Genomic DNA, 18,000 nt, shown 5'->3' on the forward strand with positions numbered 1-18,000 from the left:
TCTCACTTCCAGATATTCAGGGGCGACATCATCCAGCAGCCGACAACGACCAGCCAGATCAGGCAGAGCGGAATGAAAACCTTCCAGCCGAGACGCATGACCTGGTCGTAGCGATAGCGTGGAAAGGTGGCGCGAATCCAGAGGAATATGAAAAGGATGGCGGAAATCTTCAGGAACAGCCAGAGAATGCCATCGGGCAGGAAACCCACCGGGGACAACCACCCCCCCAGAAAGAGAATCGATGTCAGGGTCGACACCAGGATCATGTTCGCGTATTCGGCAAGGAAGAAGACGGCAAAGGCCATTCCCGAATACTCGACGTGGAAGCCGACGATCTCGGACTCACCTTCCGCCAGATCGAAGGGGGCGCGATTGGTCTCGGCGACGATCGAGACCAGGTAAACGACGAACATCGGCAGCAGCGGCAACCAGTTCCAAGACAGGAAGGCAAGACCCTTTTCGGCGAAATATCCCTGCCCCTGCCCGCGAACGATGTCGCCGAGGTTGAGACTGTTCGACACCATCAGCACCACGACCAGAGCCAGACCCATCGCCACTTCATAGGAGATCATCTGCGCCGCCGAGCGCATGCCGCCGAGAAAGGCGTACTTCGAATTCGAGGCCCAGCCCGAGAGGATGATTCCGTAGACGCCGATCGACGTGATCGACATGATGTAGAGCAGACTCGCGTTGACGTTTGCCAGCACCAAGGTCTCGCTGAAGGGGATCACCGCCCACGCGGCCAGCGCCGGTGCGAAGGCGAACATAGGCGCGAGCAGGAAGACCGATTTGTCGCAACCGGTCGGAATTACCACTTCCTTCAGCAGCAGCTTGAGGCCGTCGGCAATCGGCTGGATCAGGCCCCACGGACCAACCCGGTTCGGACCGATGCGGACCTGCATCCAGCCAATGATCTTGCGTTCCCAGAAAGTCAGGTAGGCAACGGCGAGCAGCAACGGCGCAATGATCAGAACAATCTTGAGCAACGTCCATACGAGCGGAAAGACCGACCCGAAAAGACCTTGCAGAAACCCTTGCAGCGCATCGACCATCATGCACGCTCCACGTTGATCGCACCGAACATGTCGCCAAGAGAAGCCGTCGAAACATGCGCAGCAGCCACCCGGACACAGGCCGGCGGCGTCGTCTCGTCGACCCTCGCAGCGAGGACGGCCTCACCGGCGCCCTGCCTGACCCGCACCAGAACGCCGTCAGTCAACCCAAGCGCGCTCAGGGTCTGTCCATTCATGCGCGCCGTTGGCGCCGCGGCGTCGCGGGTCTGCTGCAATGCCGGCGCACGACGCGCCAGCAGATCCGCGAAATGGATCGGCACGTCGGCAACCCGCTGCAGGCCAGTGCTGCTGCCGGAAGGTGCCAGCGGCAATGCCGCCAGCCGGTTGTCGAGCCCACTGATGAACTCCGTTCCCTGGGCAATGATCTCGTCACGCACCTGTTCGCTCGAGTCCTGGTCGAAACCCGCCAAGGACAGCAGATTGCCAAGTACCCGCAACACCTTCCACGCCGGGCGCGCATCGCCAAAGGGACGTACGACGCCGCTGAAACTTTGGACACGACCCTCGCAGTTGACGTAGGAACCCGAGGTTTCACTGAAGGGGGCAATGGGCAGCAGCACGTCGGCGTATTCGCGCGCCGCACCGTCGCCGAACGGCGTCAGCATGACGACCAGGTCGGCTGCCTGCAGCGCGGCAACTGCCTGCTGCGGATTGTGGCAGTCAAGATCGGGCTCGACGCCCAGCAGGAAATAGGCCTTCCGCGGCTGGGCGAACATCTCGTAAGCATTGAGTGCGGTCGGCAATGCCTTGGCCAGATAACCGCCAACGCTGTTGGCGCCGTCACCAATGAAGCCGCAACTGGCTCCGGTGAGCCGTGCGAGTTCATTCGCCAGCGCATGCAGCAACGTTGCGTGTGGACTCTGCTCGGCGACGTTGCCAAGAAAGATTGCGCGCTTGCCTCCCTCGATCAGGCTGGTGGCGATCGTCTGGCTGACGCCACAGGGCTCGACATTCTCCAGACCGGCGGGAACCGGCTGGCCACGGAGTTGCGCCGCCGCCTTCACGACGGCCGCCAGCGCCAGCGGCAAATCGGCGGGGGCGACCGTGCGCTGTGCGTGCAGGCGCAGGAGCTGATCGTCACCACTGACCGAGAGCAGGCTCACCTTGCCCCACTTCTTGGACAGCTGTCGCAGGCGCTGCGCGAACAGCGGATGATCCTTGCGCAGGAAACTACCGACCACCAAGGCCGCGTCGAGATCCTTGATCTCAGACAGACGCAGGCCCAGCCACGGAATGCCGGTACGCTTGCCGTCAGCCGAGAAATCACGCCGCCGTACTCGGAAATCGATACTGCCCGAACCGAGACCGCGTGTCAGCTTCTGCAGCAGGTGCAGCTCTTCGAGAGTTGCCTGGGGCGACGCGAGCGCTGCCACCGACTCCCCGCCACTGCGGCTGACGACATCCTGCAACGCATGAGCGACGTAGTCGAGTGCCACGTTCCAGGCTACTTCGCGCAGCACGCCATCGACGCGGATCAACGGTCTCCCCAGCCGCGCCGGCGACTTCAACGCCTCATAGGAGAAGCGCTCCTTGTCGGAGATCCAGCATTCGTTGACCTCCTCGTTATCGCGCGGCAGAACACGCAGGACGACGTTGTTCTTGATCTGCAGCGTAAGATTCGCGCCGACGCTGTCGTGCGGACTGATCGACCTGCGCCGCGCCAGCTCCCAACTGCGCGCCGAGTAACGGAAGGGACGCGAGGTCAGCGCACCGACAGGACAAAGGTCGATCATGTTGCCGGAGAGCTCCGAGTCGACCGAGCGGCCGACGAAGGTGGTGATCTCCGAATGCATGTTCCGACTCGCCATGCCGAGTTCCATGACACCGGCGATTTCCTGGCCGAAGCGGACGCAGCGTGTGCAGTGGATGCAGCGCGCCATTTCCTGCATCGAAATCAGCGGGCCAACATCCTTGTGGAAAACAACCCGCTTGTCTTCCTGGAAGCGGGACACCCCGCCGCCATAACCAACCGCCAGATCCTGCAACTGGCACTCTCCACCCTGATCGCAGATCGGGCAATCCAGAGGATGGTTGATCAGCAGGAACTCCATCACCCCCTTCTGGGCCTTGATCGCGAGTTCCGAATGGGTGAAGACCTTCATCCCGTTGGTCACCGGCGTGGCGCAAGCGGGGAGCGGCTTTGGAGCCTTCTCCACCTGCACCAGACACATGCGGCAGTTGGCGGCAATCGAGAGCTTCTTGTGGTAGCAGAAGTGCGGGATGTAAACACCCACCTGCTGCGCAGCGTCCATGATCGTGCTGCCGTCAGGCACCTGCGCAATCTTGCCGTCGATTTCGATTTCCATCGTCCCGTACCCTAAGCCATTGCCGTGAAGAAGCCGCTGCCGGCGCGCTGGACATCTACGGGCACGAGGCACTTCCTGTTTTCGATGTGGTAGGCGAACTCGTCGCGAAAATGCTTGATAAAACTCTGCACGGGCATCGAAGCGGCGTCGCCGAGCGCGCAGATCGTACGACCCATGATGTTGGTGGTGACACTGCCGAGCAGGTCGAGGTCATCGGCGCGGCCCTTGCCATGCTCGATCCGATGCACGACCTTGTACAACCAACTGGTGCCCTCACGGCAGGGCGTACATTGGCCGCAGGACTCTTCGTAGTAGAAGTATGACAGGCGCTCCAGCGCCTTGACCATGCAGGTCGTTTCATCCATGACGATGACCGCACCCGAACCCAGCATCGAGCCGGCCTTGCTGATCGAGTCGTAATCCATCGTGCAATCCATCATCGTCGGCCCCGGCACCACCGGTGCCGACGAGCCACCTGGAATGCAGCCCTTCAATTGCCGGCCGCCACGCATGCCACCTGCCATCTCGAGCAGCGTGGCGAATGGCGTACCGAGGGGCACCTCGTAGTTCCCGGGACGGTTGACATGCCCTGACACCGAGAACAGCTTCGTGCCGCCATTGTTCGGCTTGCCTGCCTCGAGGTACCTGTCGCCGCCCATGTTGATGATATAGGGCACCGAGGCGAAGGTCTCGGTGTTGTTGATCGTCGTTGGCTTGCCGTACAGTCCGAACGATGCCGGGAACGGCGGCTTGAAGCGCGGCTGCCCTTTCTTGCCCTCGATCGACTCCAGCAAGGCCGTTTCCTCGCCGCAGATATAGGCGCCGTAGCCATGATGGGCAAAGAGGTCGAAGTCGAAACCCGAGCCGAGGATGTTGCGGCCAAGGAAGCCAGCCGCGCGCGCTTCGTCGAGAGCCTCTTCGAAGCGCTCGTAGATCTCCCAGACTTCGCCGTGGATGTAGTTGTAGCCACGCGCCGCACCCATGGCAAAAGCGGCGATCGCCATGCCCTCGATCACCGAGTGCGGGTTGTAGCGCAGAATGTCGCGGTCCTTGAAGGTGCCCGGCTCGCCCTCGTCCGAATTGCAGACGACGTACTTGTCGCCGGGAAAGGAGCGCGGCATGAAACTCCACTTGAGGCCGGTCGGAAAACCGGCACCGCCGCGGCCCCGCAGGACCGACTTCTTGACTTCGTTGATCACGTCGCCCTGGCCGATGCCCGACTCCAGGATGCGGCGCAGGGCGGAGTAGCCGTCGCGCTTCACATAGTCAGCCAGTCGCCAGGCATTGTCGCCATCCAGGCCGACGGTCAGCATCGGATTGATCGCACCGAGAATCGCCATTACTTGAGCTCCGCCAGCAGTTTGTCGATTTGCTCGGGGTTCATCCAGCTGCACATGCGACGATTGTTGACGATCATGACCGGTGCGTCACCACAGGCTCCCATGCACTCGCTCTCCTTGAGCGTGATCAGGCCATCTGGCGTTGTTTCGTTGAAGCCGATTCCCAGCTTCTGTTTCAGGTACTCGCCGGCGTCGACTCCGCCGGTGAGCATGCAGGGCAGGTTGGTGCACACCGACAGCTTGTACTTTCCCACCGGCTTGAGATCGTACATGTTGTAGAAAGTGGCGACCTCGTAGGCGGCGATGGGCGCCATGCCCAAGTAGCCGGCAACGCATTCGATGGCCTCGCTGGAAAGCCAGCCCTGCTGCTCCTGGGCAATTGCAAGCGCTGCCATGACTGCCGACTGCTTTTGGTCGGCCGGATACTTGGCGATCTCGCGATCGATTCTCTTGAGGGATTCTGGAGTGAGCATCAGCGGTCAATCTCGCCAAAAACAATATCCTGGGACCCAATGATCGTCACCACGTCAGCCAGCATGTGGCCGCTGGCCATCTCGTTCATGGCCGACAGGTGCACGTAACCCGGAGCACGTATCTTCAGGCGATACGGTTTGTTCGCTCCGTCCGAGACCAGATAGACGCCGAACTCGCCCTTCGGGTGCTCGACCGCCGAGTAGACCTCGCCGGCGGGCACGTGAATTCCCTCGGTACAAAGCTTGAAGTGGTGAATTAGCTCTTCCATGTTCGACTTCATCGCTTCGCGATCAGGCGGCGCAACCTTGTGGTTGTCTGACATCACCGGTCCTGGGTTCTGCCGCAGCCAGTCGATGCATTGCTTGACGATACGGTTGGACTGGCGCATCTCCTCCATGCGAACGAGGTAGCGGTCGTAGGAGTCGCCGGTTACACCCACCGGGACATCAAAATCCACACGGTCATAGACTTCGTAGGGCTGCTTCTTGCGCAAGTCCCAGGCGATCCCCGAACCACGCAGCATCGGCCCGCTGAAACCGCGTTGCAGGGCACGCTCCGGCGTGACGATGCCGACATCGACCAGACGTTGCTTCCAGATGCGGTTGTCGGTCAGCAGCGTCTCGTATTCGTCGAGGAGCCTCGGAAAACGGCTGACAAAATCGTCCAGGAAGTCGAGCAGCGACCCGCTGCGCGCCTCGTTGAATGGCCGGACCTGCGCCGCACTCTTCCACTTCGACTCCTGATACTGCGACATGCGGTCTGGAAGGTCGCGGTAGACGCCACCCGGACGATAATAGGCGGCATGCATCCGGGCGCCGGAAACGGCCTCATACGCATCGACGAGATCCTCGCGCTCACGGAACGCGTAGAGGACCATCGTCATCGCACCGACATCGAGGCCGTGACAGCCAACCCAGAGAAGGTGATTGAGGATGCGTGTGATCTCGTCGAACATGACGCGGATGTACTGCGCGCGGATGGGCACGTCGATCTGCAGCAACCTCTCGATTGCCATGCAGTAGGCATGCTCATTGCACATCATCGACATGTAGTCGAGGCGGTCCATGTACGGCACCGACTGGATCCAGGTGCGGGTTTCGGCCAGCTTCTCGGTAGCGCGGTGGAGCAGTCCGATGTGTGGATCGGCACGCACCACCACCTCGCCGTCCAGTTCGAGAACCATGCGCAGAACGCCGTGCGCGGCGGGGTGCTGCGGCCCGAAATTGAGCGTGAAGTTGCGAAGTTCAGGCATTGTCTACATCCCCGTAGTTCTCTTCGCGAACGATCCGCGGCGTGACTTCGCGCGGCTCGATGGTCACCGGCTGATAGATCACCCGCTGCTGCTCAGGATCGTAGCGCATCTCGACATAACCGGAAATCGGGAAGTCCTTGCGGAACGGATGTCCAATGAACCCGTAGTCGGTAAGAATCCGGCGCAGGTCTTCGTGCCCGGGGAAGACGATGCCGTAAAGGTCAAACGCCTCGCGCTCGAACCAGTCAGCGGAATTCCAGATCGCCGTCACCGAAGGCACCGAAGGAAAGCTGTCGTCGGCGGCAAAACAGCGAACCCGCAGGCGCCAGTTCCTGGCGATGGACAGGAGGTGCGCCACGGCAGCGAAACGGGGCCCCTTGCACGTGCCGTGGCCATAAGTCGAATAGTCGACGCCGCAGAGATCGATCAGTTCCTCGAACCCCAGATCCGGCTCGTCCCGCAGACTCTGCATGACCGAAAGGTAATCAGCGACACCCACCTCGATGGTCACTTCACCGAGCGCAATCTTGATGGATTTCAGGCGATCACCGAGATGCTCCTGCAGGTTCTGGCTAAGCGCTTCCAGCGTGGCAGACATGGTCAACTCTCGGTTGTGGATTGTTCAGCGGGCGATCGTGTTGGTTCGGCGAATCTTGTTCTGCAACTGGATCAGTCCATAGATCAACGCCTCGGCGGTTGGCGGACACCCCGGAACATAAATGTCGACCGGAACGATGCGGTCGCAGCCGCGAACCACCGAATACGAGTAGTGATAGTAGCCGCCCCCATTGGCGCACGAGCCCATCGAAACCACCCAACGCGGTTCGGCCATCTGGTCGTAGACCTTGCGCATGGCAGGTGCCATCTTGTTGGTCAGCGTCCCGGCGACCACCATCACGTCCGACTGCCGGGGGCTGGGGCGGAAGACAATGCCGAAGCGGTCGAGGTCGTAGCGAGAACAACCAGCATGGATCATCTCGATGGCACAGCACGCTAGGCCGAAGGTCATCGGCCAGAGCGAACCCGTGCGCACGTAATTGATCAGCTTGTCGGCCGTAGTGGTGACGAAGCCTTCCTGAAGGATGCCCTCAATGCCCATCGCTCACTCCCAATCCAGTGCGCCCTTTACCCAGGCGTAGACAAAACCGACGACCAGGATGGCGATGAAGATCAGCATCTCGATGAAGCCAAACCACTTCAGGGATTCCGTTGAGACGATCTCGCGAAAGATCGTCGCCCACGGCAAAAGGAACGCCACTTCGAGGTCGAACAGGATGAAGAGTATGGCGATCAGGTAGTAGCGCACATCGAACTTCATGCGCGCGTCTTCAAAGGCTTCGAAGCCACACTCGTAAGGTGACAGCTTCTCACTGTCCGGGCGATGCGGCCCCACCACGAGACCGGTGATGACGGGCGCAATGCCGAAAGCAACACCAATCAGTATGAAGACTAGAACCGGGAAATAGCTTTCCAGCATGATCCGCCCCACAAGTGCTTCACTTCAAACTGCAGCCGCCCGCCCGGGGCGGCTCCTCATGGTGCCGACGATGAGAGTCGAACTCATACGACCGAAGTCACTACCCCCTCAAGATAGCGTGTATACCAATTTCACCACGTCGGCACTACCTTCGACAGCGCGAGCTTTACGAGGGCTGCTGCGTCTCGCTGCTGCCTTGAAACCAGGTCACTTGGGGATATCCTTCGCCTTCGAATCGGGATCCGATGGGCCAGCACCCTTGTCAACGCCGCCCACCGGCGGCACCTGAACAGGCGCTGAGTTTACCGCATCCTGCATCACACTGCCAGTCGTTTTTGGCTTGCTGGAAGCCAGGAAGGCCAGTGAAAGACTGGTCACGAAGAACACCGTTGCCAGGACCGCGGTGGCGCGACTGAGGAAGTTGGCCGAACCGGTCGCGCCAAAAAGGCTTCCCGACGCACCACTGCCGAACGCGGCTCCCATGTCGGCTCCTTTGCCATGTTGTACCAGCACAAGCCCGATCACGCCAATGGCCGCCAGGATGTGCACCATGAGAACCAGAAAGAAAAGATAGTCCATATCGCCTCAAGTTCGAGCTCGCAGCGGACGGCCTGCAGGCACGGTAACGCGGAAAAAACCGTCGAAGTATAGCCAGTTCGAACGGGCCCGGTCAAATCCGCGCTCACACGGCCAGCCCTGACGCATGACCCTGCCGAATCGGACCCGTTTGCCGGTGACTGCCCCGCCGGCGAGGACCCGCCGCGACGAAGTGGAAGAACCACCCCTTCTGCCCGGTACTCGCCCGGTTGTTGATCCGCGTGGCCAGAGTCTCTGCCGTCCACCACTCGTCATGTGTCACCGGCACGGGGATTGGCAGGTCGAGCGTCGAGCCTTCCCCGGTACACCGCGTGACGACTCGAGCACTCGCCTGCCGGCGCCAACGCCATGCGCGACTCTGGCTACGCCTCAGGGCTTGCCGCGCTTCCCGCCGTGCCCCGCCGTCGTGTTGTAGCCGCTCAGTTCCATGAAGCCCTGGCCATGATGGGAACCACTGACCTTGATGGCTCCCTCCCAATAGACGTTGAGCGTCGTGGTTCGTGCGTCCATTTCACTGGCGCGGAGAGCGGGTTCGACCTTCAGTCGCGCGCCCCAGGCCGGCAGCGAGATCGTCCAGTCCACCGGATAGATCACACCGGACGCGGTACTCGTCCAGGTACCATGGGATGCCGTCGTGAAGTCCTGCGCTCCGAGCGCTGTCACCACGCCACCCTTGGCATGCGTCCCCATGCGCAACACCGGCGCCCCCTGGAGATCGAACAGTTCGAACAGCATGATGTCGGTACCGTCGGTCAGTTGCAGGGCAAACCAGTTCCAGCGTAGCTGCGCGGCCTCAAAATCGCCCCACTGATGATCGAACCACACGTCGCCCGTAACCGGCATGGCCTTGCCGTCGATGGTCAGCGTGCCCTCGGCAGCCATTCGCGGACGTGAAGTGTAATAGCTCAGGCCAGCGGCACCGAAGTCGAGAAGGCCTGCCTGCGGGGTGCCCGGGGCCTGGTGCAGCACGGGCGGCAACTTGTCGACGAGCAGCAGGTCAAGAGCAAAATCCTTGCCGGCCATCTTCGCCACATGCCGAGGACCCTCGCCCCGCATCTGCCAGGGACCGTGGCTGAAGTCGAACCCGTCCTTGCGCCCGTTTGATGGGTTGCCTGCCGTACGCGACTGCTCGCTGTACAGCTTGCCGTTCCGGTGGTCGAGCAGCGATCCGTGAAAGACCGTGTGGGTCAACGTACCCTGCCGCAGGAAAGTCGCCAGATGAAAGGAATAGCGCTCGCCGGTTGCAGTCTGCAGATGCCCGCTGTAGTACCACCATTCCGTCAGCGTGGCATGCGGGGCGTCGTCGGCCGGCAGCCGGACGGGTGGCATCGCAGCCGCCGACTTGGTGTTGACCTCAGTGCGCTCGCTCGCCGGTGGCAGTGCCGCAGAGGCGGGTGCTTTCTCGGAGCGGAAGATCAGAACCCAGCCGACGGCGAGCATGATCAGCAGCCAGCCGCCGATCACCAGCCAGCGATAGCGCCTGAACCAGCGCGATGAACCGGGCCTGGCCCTGCCACGATGGCGGCGCCCGCTGCTGTACGTATGGGAACTTCCTGGGTTCATTTCAAGGGCCTTAGTGGGACAAGACAGGCGGGGTGCACAGCGACCGGCACAAGGCCTTGGTCAGAGGACCTGCATCCTGCCGGACGGCAAGCCGCTTCATCGCTGCTGCCTACCCCCGAGCGTCGCGAGCCAGGACAGGGTCGCATCCTCCACCTGTGACCGCAGCAGGCACGACGAGAAGGTATGGTCGGCGGCTGCGAGGTCGACCCGATGCACATTGGCCGCCTCCAGAAGACCCGCCCAAGCCTGATCCCTTGCCGCGTACTCGAGAAACTCCTTGGCCGTGTAGTCATCGCCGCTGAGAATCAGCAACATCTGTCCGGCGAACCCCCGCCACCCCGCCGCCATGCCGTCCTGAAACGACTGGCGCACCGGATCCACTTCGGCTGCAGTTCGCCGACGCGACCGTATCGCCGCAAGCAGCAACTCCCGAACGGACTTGCCCACCTCCATCCGGCCGCTGGCGAGCTTGGACCAGAAGTCCTTCTGCAGCAGGCGGCGGCCGTAATAATGCTTGATTTGGGTCCGCGCCTGGCTGGCCTCTGACCGCACCCACGGATTGAGCAGAACGAGGCCGCCGAGTCGCGGGTCTGGCGTCGCCTGGACATACAGCAGGGCCGCCGAGGCCGCATCGCAAAGACCCCACAGAACGATCCGCCGAAGCGAAGGCACGGCGCGCTGAAAGGCCTCGATGGCCGCACCGATGTCGGCCCGCACATCCTCGAAGCTGCGCATTGCCCCACCGGCGTCGCCCATCCCGCGGTAGTCGAAGCGCATCGCCGGGTAGCCTTCTCCTGCCAGTCTGCGAGACAGGAGGACGAACTGGCGATGGCTGCCGACCCGGTACTGTGGCCCGCCAACAATGATCAGCACACCGCACACAGGCGTTGGCAACGCCTCAGGGACTGCCGGGGAAGGCCGATTGTCACCAACGGCACCGCCTCGCCGGTCGCTGCCACAGTGATTGCCGCTGCCCGCGACGGCCTGGATCTGCGACGATGCAGCGACAATGGCCACCAGCTGTTCGCCTTCGCAAGGAAAGAGCAGTGCCCGTTCCACCACACTCATGGTGCCGGGGCCCGCTGCATTGCCAGCAAGCTGGCTTGCACCAGCGCATTGCATTCAGTGATCTCGCTGGTCTGCCAGAAGGCAGGTCCACCCACCACCGTGCCTCGCACTTCCTGACCAGCTGCCTGCCATTGCGTCAGGCGTGCAACAGCGGCAGCAGACAGGCCGGCGTCGGGGCGATTCGAGACTTCGATCCATTCAACCCGACCGGAGCGGTGCGGCAACAACAGCTCCGCCTTCTCCAGTCCGCCGGCCAGGCCCGATGACAGCATGTAGCCAGCAACCTCGACCGGTTGCCCCTGTCGCAACTGCTGACGCAACAGTTCCATGACGCGCCTGCCGTCACCTCCGGCAAGCTCTGCGGCCAGCCGCAGACGCAGGAACTGCTGCAGATACTGCTTGCCGGAAAGCACTGGTTGCCAGAACAGCTGGTCGACCACGCACTGCATGCGATTGGCCGCCTCATTGGCCAGCAGGCAGCCTGTGCGATGGCCCCACAGCCACAACGGTGCGCCAGTCCTTTGCTGCAACCAGGTACAGGCGAGTTGCACGTCCGCAAGCCAAGCCTCCCAAGAGGCATCGACCAGGTCATTGGAACTATCACCACAACCCAGGAGGTCGATCTGCAACACAGCATATCCAGCAGCTGCCATCGCCCGCGCCTGCAAGGCCGCCATCCGTCTCGACTTGTTCAGCTCCTCGGCAAACGGAGGCACGTATACGACTGCGCCGCCGACCTCGCGGGCCCTTTCCGGCCAGTGGAGGAGCGCAAAGCGCTGGCCCGGGGTGGCCGGCAGAAAAAAGGCTTCCAGGGCCATCTTCAGGCCAATTCAGCTGCCCAGCTTGCGATGAACGAAATCGATTAGGCTGGCCAGCGAAGCAAAGACCGATCCGTCTATCTCGTCGTCGTCGACGCAAAAACCGAAGCGTTCCTCAAGGTTCGTGATCAACGCCACCACCGCCATCGAGTCGAGCTCGGGAAGCGCTCCCAGCAGGGGGGTATCGAGTGAAAAAGCCGTTGCCCGCCCCTTCAGGCTCAAGACCTCGTCAAGAACGGAAACCACCTCGCTTCTGATATCCATTTCATCTCCAGTGCATTGAACGCTCTACCTGCTCGCCTGCGGCAGCGGCAGCGGCAGCGGCAGCGGCAGCGGCAGCGGCAGCGGCAGCGGCAGCGGTTCGAAACAGGAAACCGCGATCGATTATACCGAGGCGAGCAACGTCCTCCGTGCTATAGCTCACAGTCGCCCCAGTGCGCCCGGCGGGACCATTCCGTGCGGCAAACATCCCGGTCCCCGGCATCGACCAACCCGCTCCCGCCGGTCCTGCCACGCGGGGCAGGTGCGCAGAGGGCGCGCGGTGGCCACGCGGCCCTACCGCCGACGAATCGGACGACACACTCGACCAGCACCGGAAACATAGTCCTTCGTCATTGAATATGACGGATCGCAGCCCATTGACCGGCTGCGGGTTTCCGTGTTCTAGTCCGCAACGGAGTCTTTCCCAGCGCTGCTCCGCGCACCCTGTTGACGAGAGGAGACCCGAAGTGTCGAAAAAGAAAAACAGGAAAAAATCTGTGGAAGCCAACGCCGCGACCACCCCAACATCTACCATCGATCCGTTGCAGGCGCTGCTCGATCGCCTCACAGCGATCGAGCAAGAACTTGCGCAACTCATGCTCAAGGATGGCCCACCCGGACCACCAGGCCCTCAAGGCAAGCCGGGGCCAGCCGGAGCGAAGGGCGACGCCGGCCCGGCAGGCCCGGCCGGACCCGCGGGCCCACAGGGCAAGGAAGGTCCGCCCGGACCGCCCGGTGCCAAAGGACCAACCGGCCCGAAGGGACCGCCTGGCCCGCCCGGGCCCAAGAGTGATCCGGCCGCGCCCGCCTGACGCTCCGTCTGGCCAGCACGTCCGGGAAGGCGTCGGTCTGCTGGCCGACGCTTGTGCCTCACTGTGCGCTGCCCCGGGGATCGTCGCACCAACCTCCGTTGGTAGCGAGCCGGACCCCAGGCTCGTGCTGCACCGCAGATCGGGCTGACACGACGTACCCGGCCCGGGGCCGTCGGCAGGCGCCGCGACGGCGTAGCGGTTGTCACCAGCCCTGCCATGCCGCCGCTGCGTGGCGCTGCTCACCAAATCACTCCTCGCCCATCCACGTGACGCCTCTCGTAGTTCACTCGCTCGCACCTTGCATCTGGAGATGGAGGCGACGATTGCCTGACAACCTCTCAGGTTCACGCCGGACCAAGCATCCGGTAGCCTCTCTTGCATGGCGGGGCAACGACCGGCGGACCCACGCTGGCTCGATGGTGCCGGCTTGCAAGTGCAGACCGGCGACCGTGCAGCCAGTGCGGCCTGCACCTGCTCGCCCACCGTCGTACCCCCCTCGGGTCACCCACATGACCAACCGCAAGCGGCTTCGGTAGCTAGGTCGGCTTGCGCTTGGCACGCGGGTGAGCCTTGTCGTAAACGGCGGCAAGGTGCTGGAAGTCGAGGTGGGTATAGACCTGCGTCGAGGAAATGCTGGCATGACCAAGCATCTCCTGCACCGCACGCAGGTCCCCCGAGGACTGCAGGACATGCGATGCAAAGGAATGGCGCAACATGTGCGGATGCACACGCGCCAGCAGACCCTGCGCCAGACCGCGACGCTGCAGGCGCAACTGGATCGTGCGCACCCCGAGGCGCGTGCCACGCTGGCTGACGAAGAGGGCTGCTTCACCTGCAGCTGCCAGGCTGGCGCGTTGCGCCACCCAGCTTGCCACCGCCTGCCTGGCCTTGCTGCCGACCGGCACGATCCGCAGCCTGTTGCGCTTGCCCAGCACGCGCACCTCGCCGCCCAGCAACTCGTCGAGACATGACAGGTCGAGCGCAGCGAGTTCGGCCAGGCGCAGACCGGACGAATAGAACAGCTCGAACATCGCCTGATCACGTACCTGCAGCAGGTTGTCGCTTGCTGCCGCAAGGAGTCGACTCGCTTCGTCCGGCGCGAGCACCTTCGGCAGCGCCTGCGGGCTCTTCGGCGGCCGCACGCCGTCGACCGGGTTGTGTGTCGTCTGCCCGCGTTGGCCAAGCCAGCCGAAAAAACCACGCCAAGCGGACAGCGTACGTCCCAGCGATCGGCCGCCGAGTCCGCGCGTGTGCAACTGCGCGACGAAACGACGGATGTGATGCGACTGAACGCTGGCCAGACACGCCTCGCCAGGGAGCTCAGCGAGCAAACGGCAGAGCAGTTCGAGATCGTGGCGGTAGCTTCGGACCGTATGCAACGACGATCGCCGTTGCTGCGCAAGCTCGTCCAGGTAGGCGCGGACACTCGCCGAGTCTGCGTCCGCGGTCATCCTGGACACCCTGCCGGCTCGCGTGCGGACACTCTCACGAGAGAACGCGTGCCAACGCTGCAGCAGCCATTTCGCCGAGACGCTCGAGGTAGATCGTTCCCATGCCGGCGTAGAAGCGTTCAGGATCCTCGCTGCCGAGTGCGATCATCCCCAGCGTGGCGCCACCATCACGCATCGCGATCAGCCCCTGCGAACGCACGTGGGTGGCCGCTTCGCCAAACCATGACGAAGTGTCGAAGCCGCTGGTCGAGCCGCAGAACGGTTGCCCGAGGGTTTCGGCGAAGGCCTGCAGTTCCTCACCGACTTCGGCGAACTCCGGCAATTCCTCGCGGCCCTCGGGGCGGCGCCACAGGCGTACGGCAACATGGGGCACGGCGAAGTCATCACGCAGATGCAGGTTCAGGGTGTGCAGCACCGACTGGAAGCTGCGCGCCGCGATCATGCCCACCGCCAACCGATGCATCTTGGCGCCGAGCACATCGTTCTCCTCGCCGAATTGCAGCAGCTCGCCCATCTTCCCCTCGAGCTGCCTGTTCTTGTCGCGCAACGCGAGCATCTGCCGCTCGGTGATGGAGATCGCTCGCCCTGCATGCGGATGCGGCACCACGATGTTGGCCACCAGATCGGCGTGCTGCTCGAAGAAGTGTGGGTTGTCCTGCAGGTAGCGCGCGACTTCGTCGGCTCTCATAACTCGATTTCTCCCTTGAAGACGGTAACAGCCGGGCCCGTCATCATGACTGAAGCATTGCTGCCTGACCAGGTGACGCGCAGCTCACCGCCGCGCGTCACGACGCGGACCGGCGAATCCAGCAGACCACGGGCGATTCCGGCCACCACCGCCGCACAGGCGCCGGTGCCGCAGGCCAGCGTCTCGCCCGCACCCCGTTCATGGACCCGCAGGCGAATCGCGTGTCGGTCGCTTACCTGCATGAAGCCGGCGTTGACGCGTTGCGGAAAGCGCGGGTGCAACTCGATCGCCGGCCCCTGACGCTCGACAGGCGCCGTGTCGACATCGTCGACCAGCTGCACGGCATGCGGATTGCCCATGCCCACCGCGGTAATCAGGATCTCCTCGTCGGCCAGCTGGAGTGGCTGCAAAATGTCATCCGAGTCGGAGACGAACGGAATCCGGGCCGCGTCGAACTCCGGTGGCCCCATATCGACGGTGATCGAACCGTCCTCTTCGAGGCGCGGAACGATCACGCCACTGATCGTCTCGACACGGATCTCGCGTCGCGTCGTCAGACCCTGTTCATGCACGAAGCGGACGAAACAGCGCGCCCCATTGCCGCACTGTTCAACCTCGCCACCATCGGCGTTGAAGATGCGATAGCGGAAATCCAGCCCGGGCGATGTCGGCGCTTCGACGAGCAGTACCTGGTCGCAGCCGACGCCGAAGTGGCGGTCAGCCAGCAGGCGCAGCTGCGTCGGGGTCAACTCGAGCGACTGGCGCACGCCGTCGAGCACGACGAAATCGTTGCCGAGACCATGCATCTTGACGAAGGGAAGCAGCATTGGCGATCACCACGGGGCTGCCGTTGCCGGCAGTGACCTGGACATTATAAAGTCGTCCATGACGAAGCCGTGGCCAATGTCGACGCAGACGGAATCGCGGACGACGAAGCCATGCCTGCGATAGGCGGCGATGGCCCGCTCGTTGCGCTTGTTGACCGCCAGAATGAGCGCCTGACAGGCGGCAACGTACGCGTGGCTCTCGACCGCCTCGAGCAGCCGGGCACCGATGCCGCGCCGCTGCCGCTGCGAATCGACGTAAAGCTTGTCGAGTTTCATCTCGCCGCCGCCAGCGAGCGTCATGCACGAGGAAAAGCCCGCCAGGCAGCCGTCGACCGTCGCCTTGTCCCACCAGACGTCCGGCCTGCCGAGTTCGGCCAACAAGCGCTCGCGGCCGTAGCGCTGGGCGAGCATGTAGTCGATCTGCTCCTGGCTGATGATTCCCGGGTAGGTCTGTTGCCAGACCTGCCGCGCCAGTTCGATCACCGCATCGACATCGGCAACGCCGACCGGGGTGATGAGAACATCCATGAAAACTCCGCAGTATCGTTCCGTGGTCGGGAAACGGGCCGGGCGGGAGGGAAACCGCACAGGTCGCCTGCCACCGCCAAAGCCGTTGATTGTACCGGAGGTCGAGCTTGCGCTTAAGCCTGCCTTAACGTCGAGCAGCGACACTGCTCGCCCTGCCGCAACGCGCGGCGCTTCCGCCCGTCCCTTCACGAGACGCGGCCGGGATGGTGACTGTAGAATGGTCGCCGAGACCAATGACAAGGCAAGGACGCATGAGCACCCTGCACGACGAAGCGACGGTTGCATACGACGACCCTGAACGCCACGCCATGACCCAGCGGGTGACTTGGGTCAGCGTTCTGGTCAACGTTCTCCTGACCGGCGCGCAGGTCGTCGCCGGCATCATTGCCCACTCGCAGGGACTGATCGCTGACGGACTGCACTCGCTCTCCGACCTCGTCTGCGACTTTCTCGTCCTGTTTGCTGCTCATCACAGCAAGGATCCGGCCGACGCAAGCCACCCTTACGGCCATGCCCGTATCGAGACAGCGGCATCCTTTGCATTGGGTGCCATCCTGGCGTTGACCGGCGCCGGAATCATCTGGAGTGCTGGCGTCAAGCTGCAGTCGCTCGAAGACCTGCCGCCGGTGGCACCGATGGCCTTGTGGACGGCCATCCTGGCGCTGGCGGCCAAGGAGGGACTGTTCCGCTACATGCTGCGCGTCGGCGAAAGCCTGCGCTCGCCGATGCTGATCTCCAACGCCTGGCATGCCCGTTCGGATGCTGCCTCGTCACTTGTCGTCGCCGTCGGCATCGCCGGCAATCTCCTGGGCTACACCTTTGCCGACTCGGTTGCCGCCGTGATCGTCGGCTTCATGATCGTTCGCATGGGCACGGTGTTCGCTTGGGAAGCGGTGCAAGAACTGATCGACACCGGCCTGTCGATCGAAGAGGTCGACAGCATCCGCCAGGTCATCGTCGACACACCCGGCGTCAGCAGCCTGCACGAACTGCGCACCAGGCGCATGGCGCATCGTTCGCTGGTCGATGCGCATGTCTGTGTCGATCCGCGGGTCAGTGTTTCGGAGGGGCACCGGATCGCCGAAATGACCCGCAAGCGTGTGCTCGAGAGCCACTCAGCGGTGGCTGATGTACTCGTCCATGTGGACGTCGAGGACGACCTCGACCACGACATGGCGAGCCATGGCCTGCCCGATCGGGACGAACTGATCAGGCACTTGGCTCCGGCTTTCGCCGGTCTGCCGGGCCCGGAGCGCATCGTGCTGCACTACCTCGGCGGACGTGTCGAGGCCGAGCTCCTGCTGCCCGCCGCCATCGGCGCCGACCCCATCGTCCTGGACCGGCTCGAACGCGACATCGCCGCGCGCCTGGCGGAACTGCCGCTGGTCAGTTCGCTGACACTGAATCAGCGAGTGCGGGTTCTCGCCGGCTGCTGCTGAAAACCCACGAGTTCGGCACGGCGGCC

Annotated in this window: 19 protein-coding genes and 1 tRNA gene; 2 read left to right on the top strand and 18 right to left on the bottom strand. The window is 63.2% G+C overall.

The window, feature by feature from the left end; genetic code table 11:
* Positions 1 to 2: 2 nt before the first annotated feature.
* The 14 genes from nuoH to HT579_00535 all read right to left on the bottom strand — a co-directional run bounded on the left by nuoH (position 3) and on the right by HT579_00535 (position 12,232).
* The gene (nuoH, locus tag HT579_00470; GenBank protein QKS27570.1) at positions 3 to 1,055 is read right to left on the bottom strand and encodes an NADH-quinone oxidoreductase subunit NuoH; all 1,053 of its coding nucleotides are present in this window, start codon (positions 1,053 to 1,055) and stop codon (positions 3 to 5) included.
* On the bottom strand, positions 1,052 to 3,379 hold the full coding sequence (locus tag HT579_00475) for an NADH-quinone oxidoreductase subunit G (GenBank protein QKS27571.1): 2,328 nt from the start codon (positions 3,377 to 3,379) through the stop codon (positions 1,052 to 1,054). The genes nuoH and HT579_00475 overlap by 4 nt, the downstream gene beginning before the upstream one ends.
* 11 nt (positions 3,380 to 3,390) lie before the next feature.
* Positions 3,391 to 4,692, bottom strand: coding sequence for an NADH-quinone oxidoreductase subunit NuoF (gene nuoF, locus HT579_00480; protein ID QKS31416.1), 1,302 nt, complete (start codon positions 4,690 to 4,692; stop codon positions 3,391 to 3,393).
* Positions 4,693 to 4,718: 26 nt separating this feature from the next.
* A complete protein-coding gene (nuoE, locus tag HT579_00485) occupies positions 4,719 to 5,192 on the bottom strand; it encodes an NADH-quinone oxidoreductase subunit NuoE (GenBank protein ID QKS27572.1) in 474 nt (157 codons plus the stop codon).
* Entirely contained in the window at positions 5,192 to 6,445 is a 1,254-nt protein-coding gene (locus HT579_00490) for an NADH-quinone oxidoreductase subunit D (GenBank protein QKS27573.1), read from the bottom strand. The genes nuoE and HT579_00490 overlap by 1 nt, the downstream gene beginning before the upstream one ends.
* Entirely contained in the window at positions 6,438 to 7,043 is a 606-nt protein-coding gene (locus HT579_00495; GenBank protein QKS27574.1) for an NADH-quinone oxidoreductase subunit C, read from the bottom strand. The genes HT579_00490 and HT579_00495 overlap by 8 nt, the downstream gene beginning before the upstream one ends.
* A 24-nt stretch (positions 7,044 to 7,067) precedes the next feature.
* On the bottom strand, positions 7,068 to 7,544 hold the full coding sequence (locus tag HT579_00500; protein ID QKS27575.1) for an NADH-quinone oxidoreductase subunit B: 477 nt from the start codon (positions 7,542 to 7,544) through the stop codon (positions 7,068 to 7,070).
* Between the two features lie 3 nt (positions 7,545 to 7,547).
* Positions 7,548 to 7,922: an NADH-quinone oxidoreductase subunit A gene (locus HT579_00505; GenBank protein QKS27576.1), complete on the bottom strand. Its 375-nt coding sequence runs from the start codon at positions 7,920 to 7,922 to the stop codon at positions 7,548 to 7,550.
* Positions 7,923 to 7,981: 59 nt separating this feature from the next.
* A tRNA-Leu gene (locus tag HT579_00510) sits at positions 7,982 to 8,066 on the bottom strand.
* 63 nt (positions 8,067 to 8,129) lie between these two features.
* Complete coding sequence (secG, locus tag HT579_00515; GenBank protein ID QKS27577.1) at positions 8,130 to 8,501, bottom strand: preprotein translocase subunit SecG; 372 nt, start codon at positions 8,499 to 8,501, stop codon at positions 8,130 to 8,132.
* Between the two features lie 387 nt (positions 8,502 to 8,888).
* A complete protein-coding gene (locus HT579_00520; protein ID QKS27578.1) occupies positions 8,889 to 10,082 on the bottom strand; it encodes a hypothetical protein in 1,194 nt (397 codons plus the stop codon).
* Positions 10,083 to 10,178: 96 nt separating this feature from the next.
* Positions 10,179 to 11,150: a hydrolase 1, exosortase A system-associated gene (locus tag HT579_00525; protein QKS27579.1), complete on the bottom strand. Its 972-nt coding sequence runs from the start codon at positions 11,148 to 11,150 to the stop codon at positions 10,179 to 10,181.
* A complete protein-coding gene (locus HT579_00530; GenBank protein QKS27580.1) occupies positions 11,147 to 11,968 on the bottom strand; it encodes a hydrolase 2, exosortase A system-associated in 822 nt (273 codons plus the stop codon). Before HT579_00530 ends, HT579_00525 begins: the two co-directional genes overlap by 4 nt.
* Before the next feature lie 12 nt (positions 11,969 to 11,980).
* Positions 11,981 to 12,232 carry an acyl carrier protein gene (locus HT579_00535; GenBank protein ID QKS27581.1) on the bottom strand — a complete coding sequence of 84 codons (252 nt, stop codon included), beginning with the start codon at positions 12,230 to 12,232 and terminating at the stop codon, positions 11,981 to 11,983.
* Positions 12,233 to 12,588: 356 nt separating this feature from the next.
* Between HT579_00535 and HT579_00540 the strand changes: the two genes are divergently transcribed.
* Positions 12,589 to 13,041, top strand: coding sequence for a hypothetical protein (locus tag HT579_00540; GenBank protein ID QKS27582.1), 453 nt, complete (start codon positions 12,589 to 12,591; stop codon positions 13,039 to 13,041).
* Between the two features lie 536 nt (positions 13,042 to 13,577).
* Here the strand turns inward: HT579_00540 and xerC are convergent.
* Genes xerC through HT579_00560 form a run of 4 tightly spaced genes read right to left on the bottom strand, consistent with a single transcriptional unit; the run spans position 13,578 to position 16,535 of the window.
* Positions 13,578 to 14,492 (bottom strand): tyrosine recombinase XerC, encoded by a 915-nt coding sequence (xerC, locus tag HT579_00545; protein QKS27583.1) that lies wholly within the window; start codon positions 14,490 to 14,492, stop codon positions 13,578 to 13,580.
* 34 nt (positions 14,493 to 14,526) lie between these two features.
* The gene (locus HT579_00550; GenBank protein QKS27584.1) at positions 14,527 to 15,180 is read right to left on the bottom strand and encodes a DUF484 family protein; all 654 of its coding nucleotides are present in this window, start codon (positions 15,178 to 15,180) and stop codon (positions 14,527 to 14,529) included.
* Positions 15,177 to 16,007 (bottom strand): diaminopimelate epimerase, encoded by an 831-nt coding sequence (gene dapF / locus HT579_00555; protein ID QKS27585.1) that lies wholly within the window; start codon positions 16,005 to 16,007, stop codon positions 15,177 to 15,179. Before dapF ends, HT579_00550 begins: the two co-directional genes overlap by 4 nt.
* A gap of 6 nt (positions 16,008 to 16,013) precedes the next feature.
* Complete coding sequence (locus HT579_00560) at positions 16,014 to 16,535, bottom strand: GNAT family N-acetyltransferase (GenBank protein QKS27586.1); 522 nt, start codon at positions 16,533 to 16,535, stop codon at positions 16,014 to 16,016.
* Between the two features lie 251 nt (positions 16,536 to 16,786).
* Between HT579_00560 and HT579_00565 the strand changes: the two genes are divergently transcribed.
* Positions 16,787 to 17,974, top strand: a complete 1,188-nt coding sequence (locus HT579_00565) for a cation transporter (GenBank protein QKS27587.1) — start codon at positions 16,787 to 16,789, stop codon at positions 17,972 to 17,974.
* Positions 17,975 to 18,000 lie beyond the last annotated feature (26 nt).

Source organism: Candidatus Accumulibacter similis, assembly GCA_013347225.1.
Taxonomy (GTDB): domain Bacteria; phylum Pseudomonadota; class Gammaproteobacteria; order Burkholderiales; family Rhodocyclaceae; genus Accumulibacter; species Accumulibacter similis.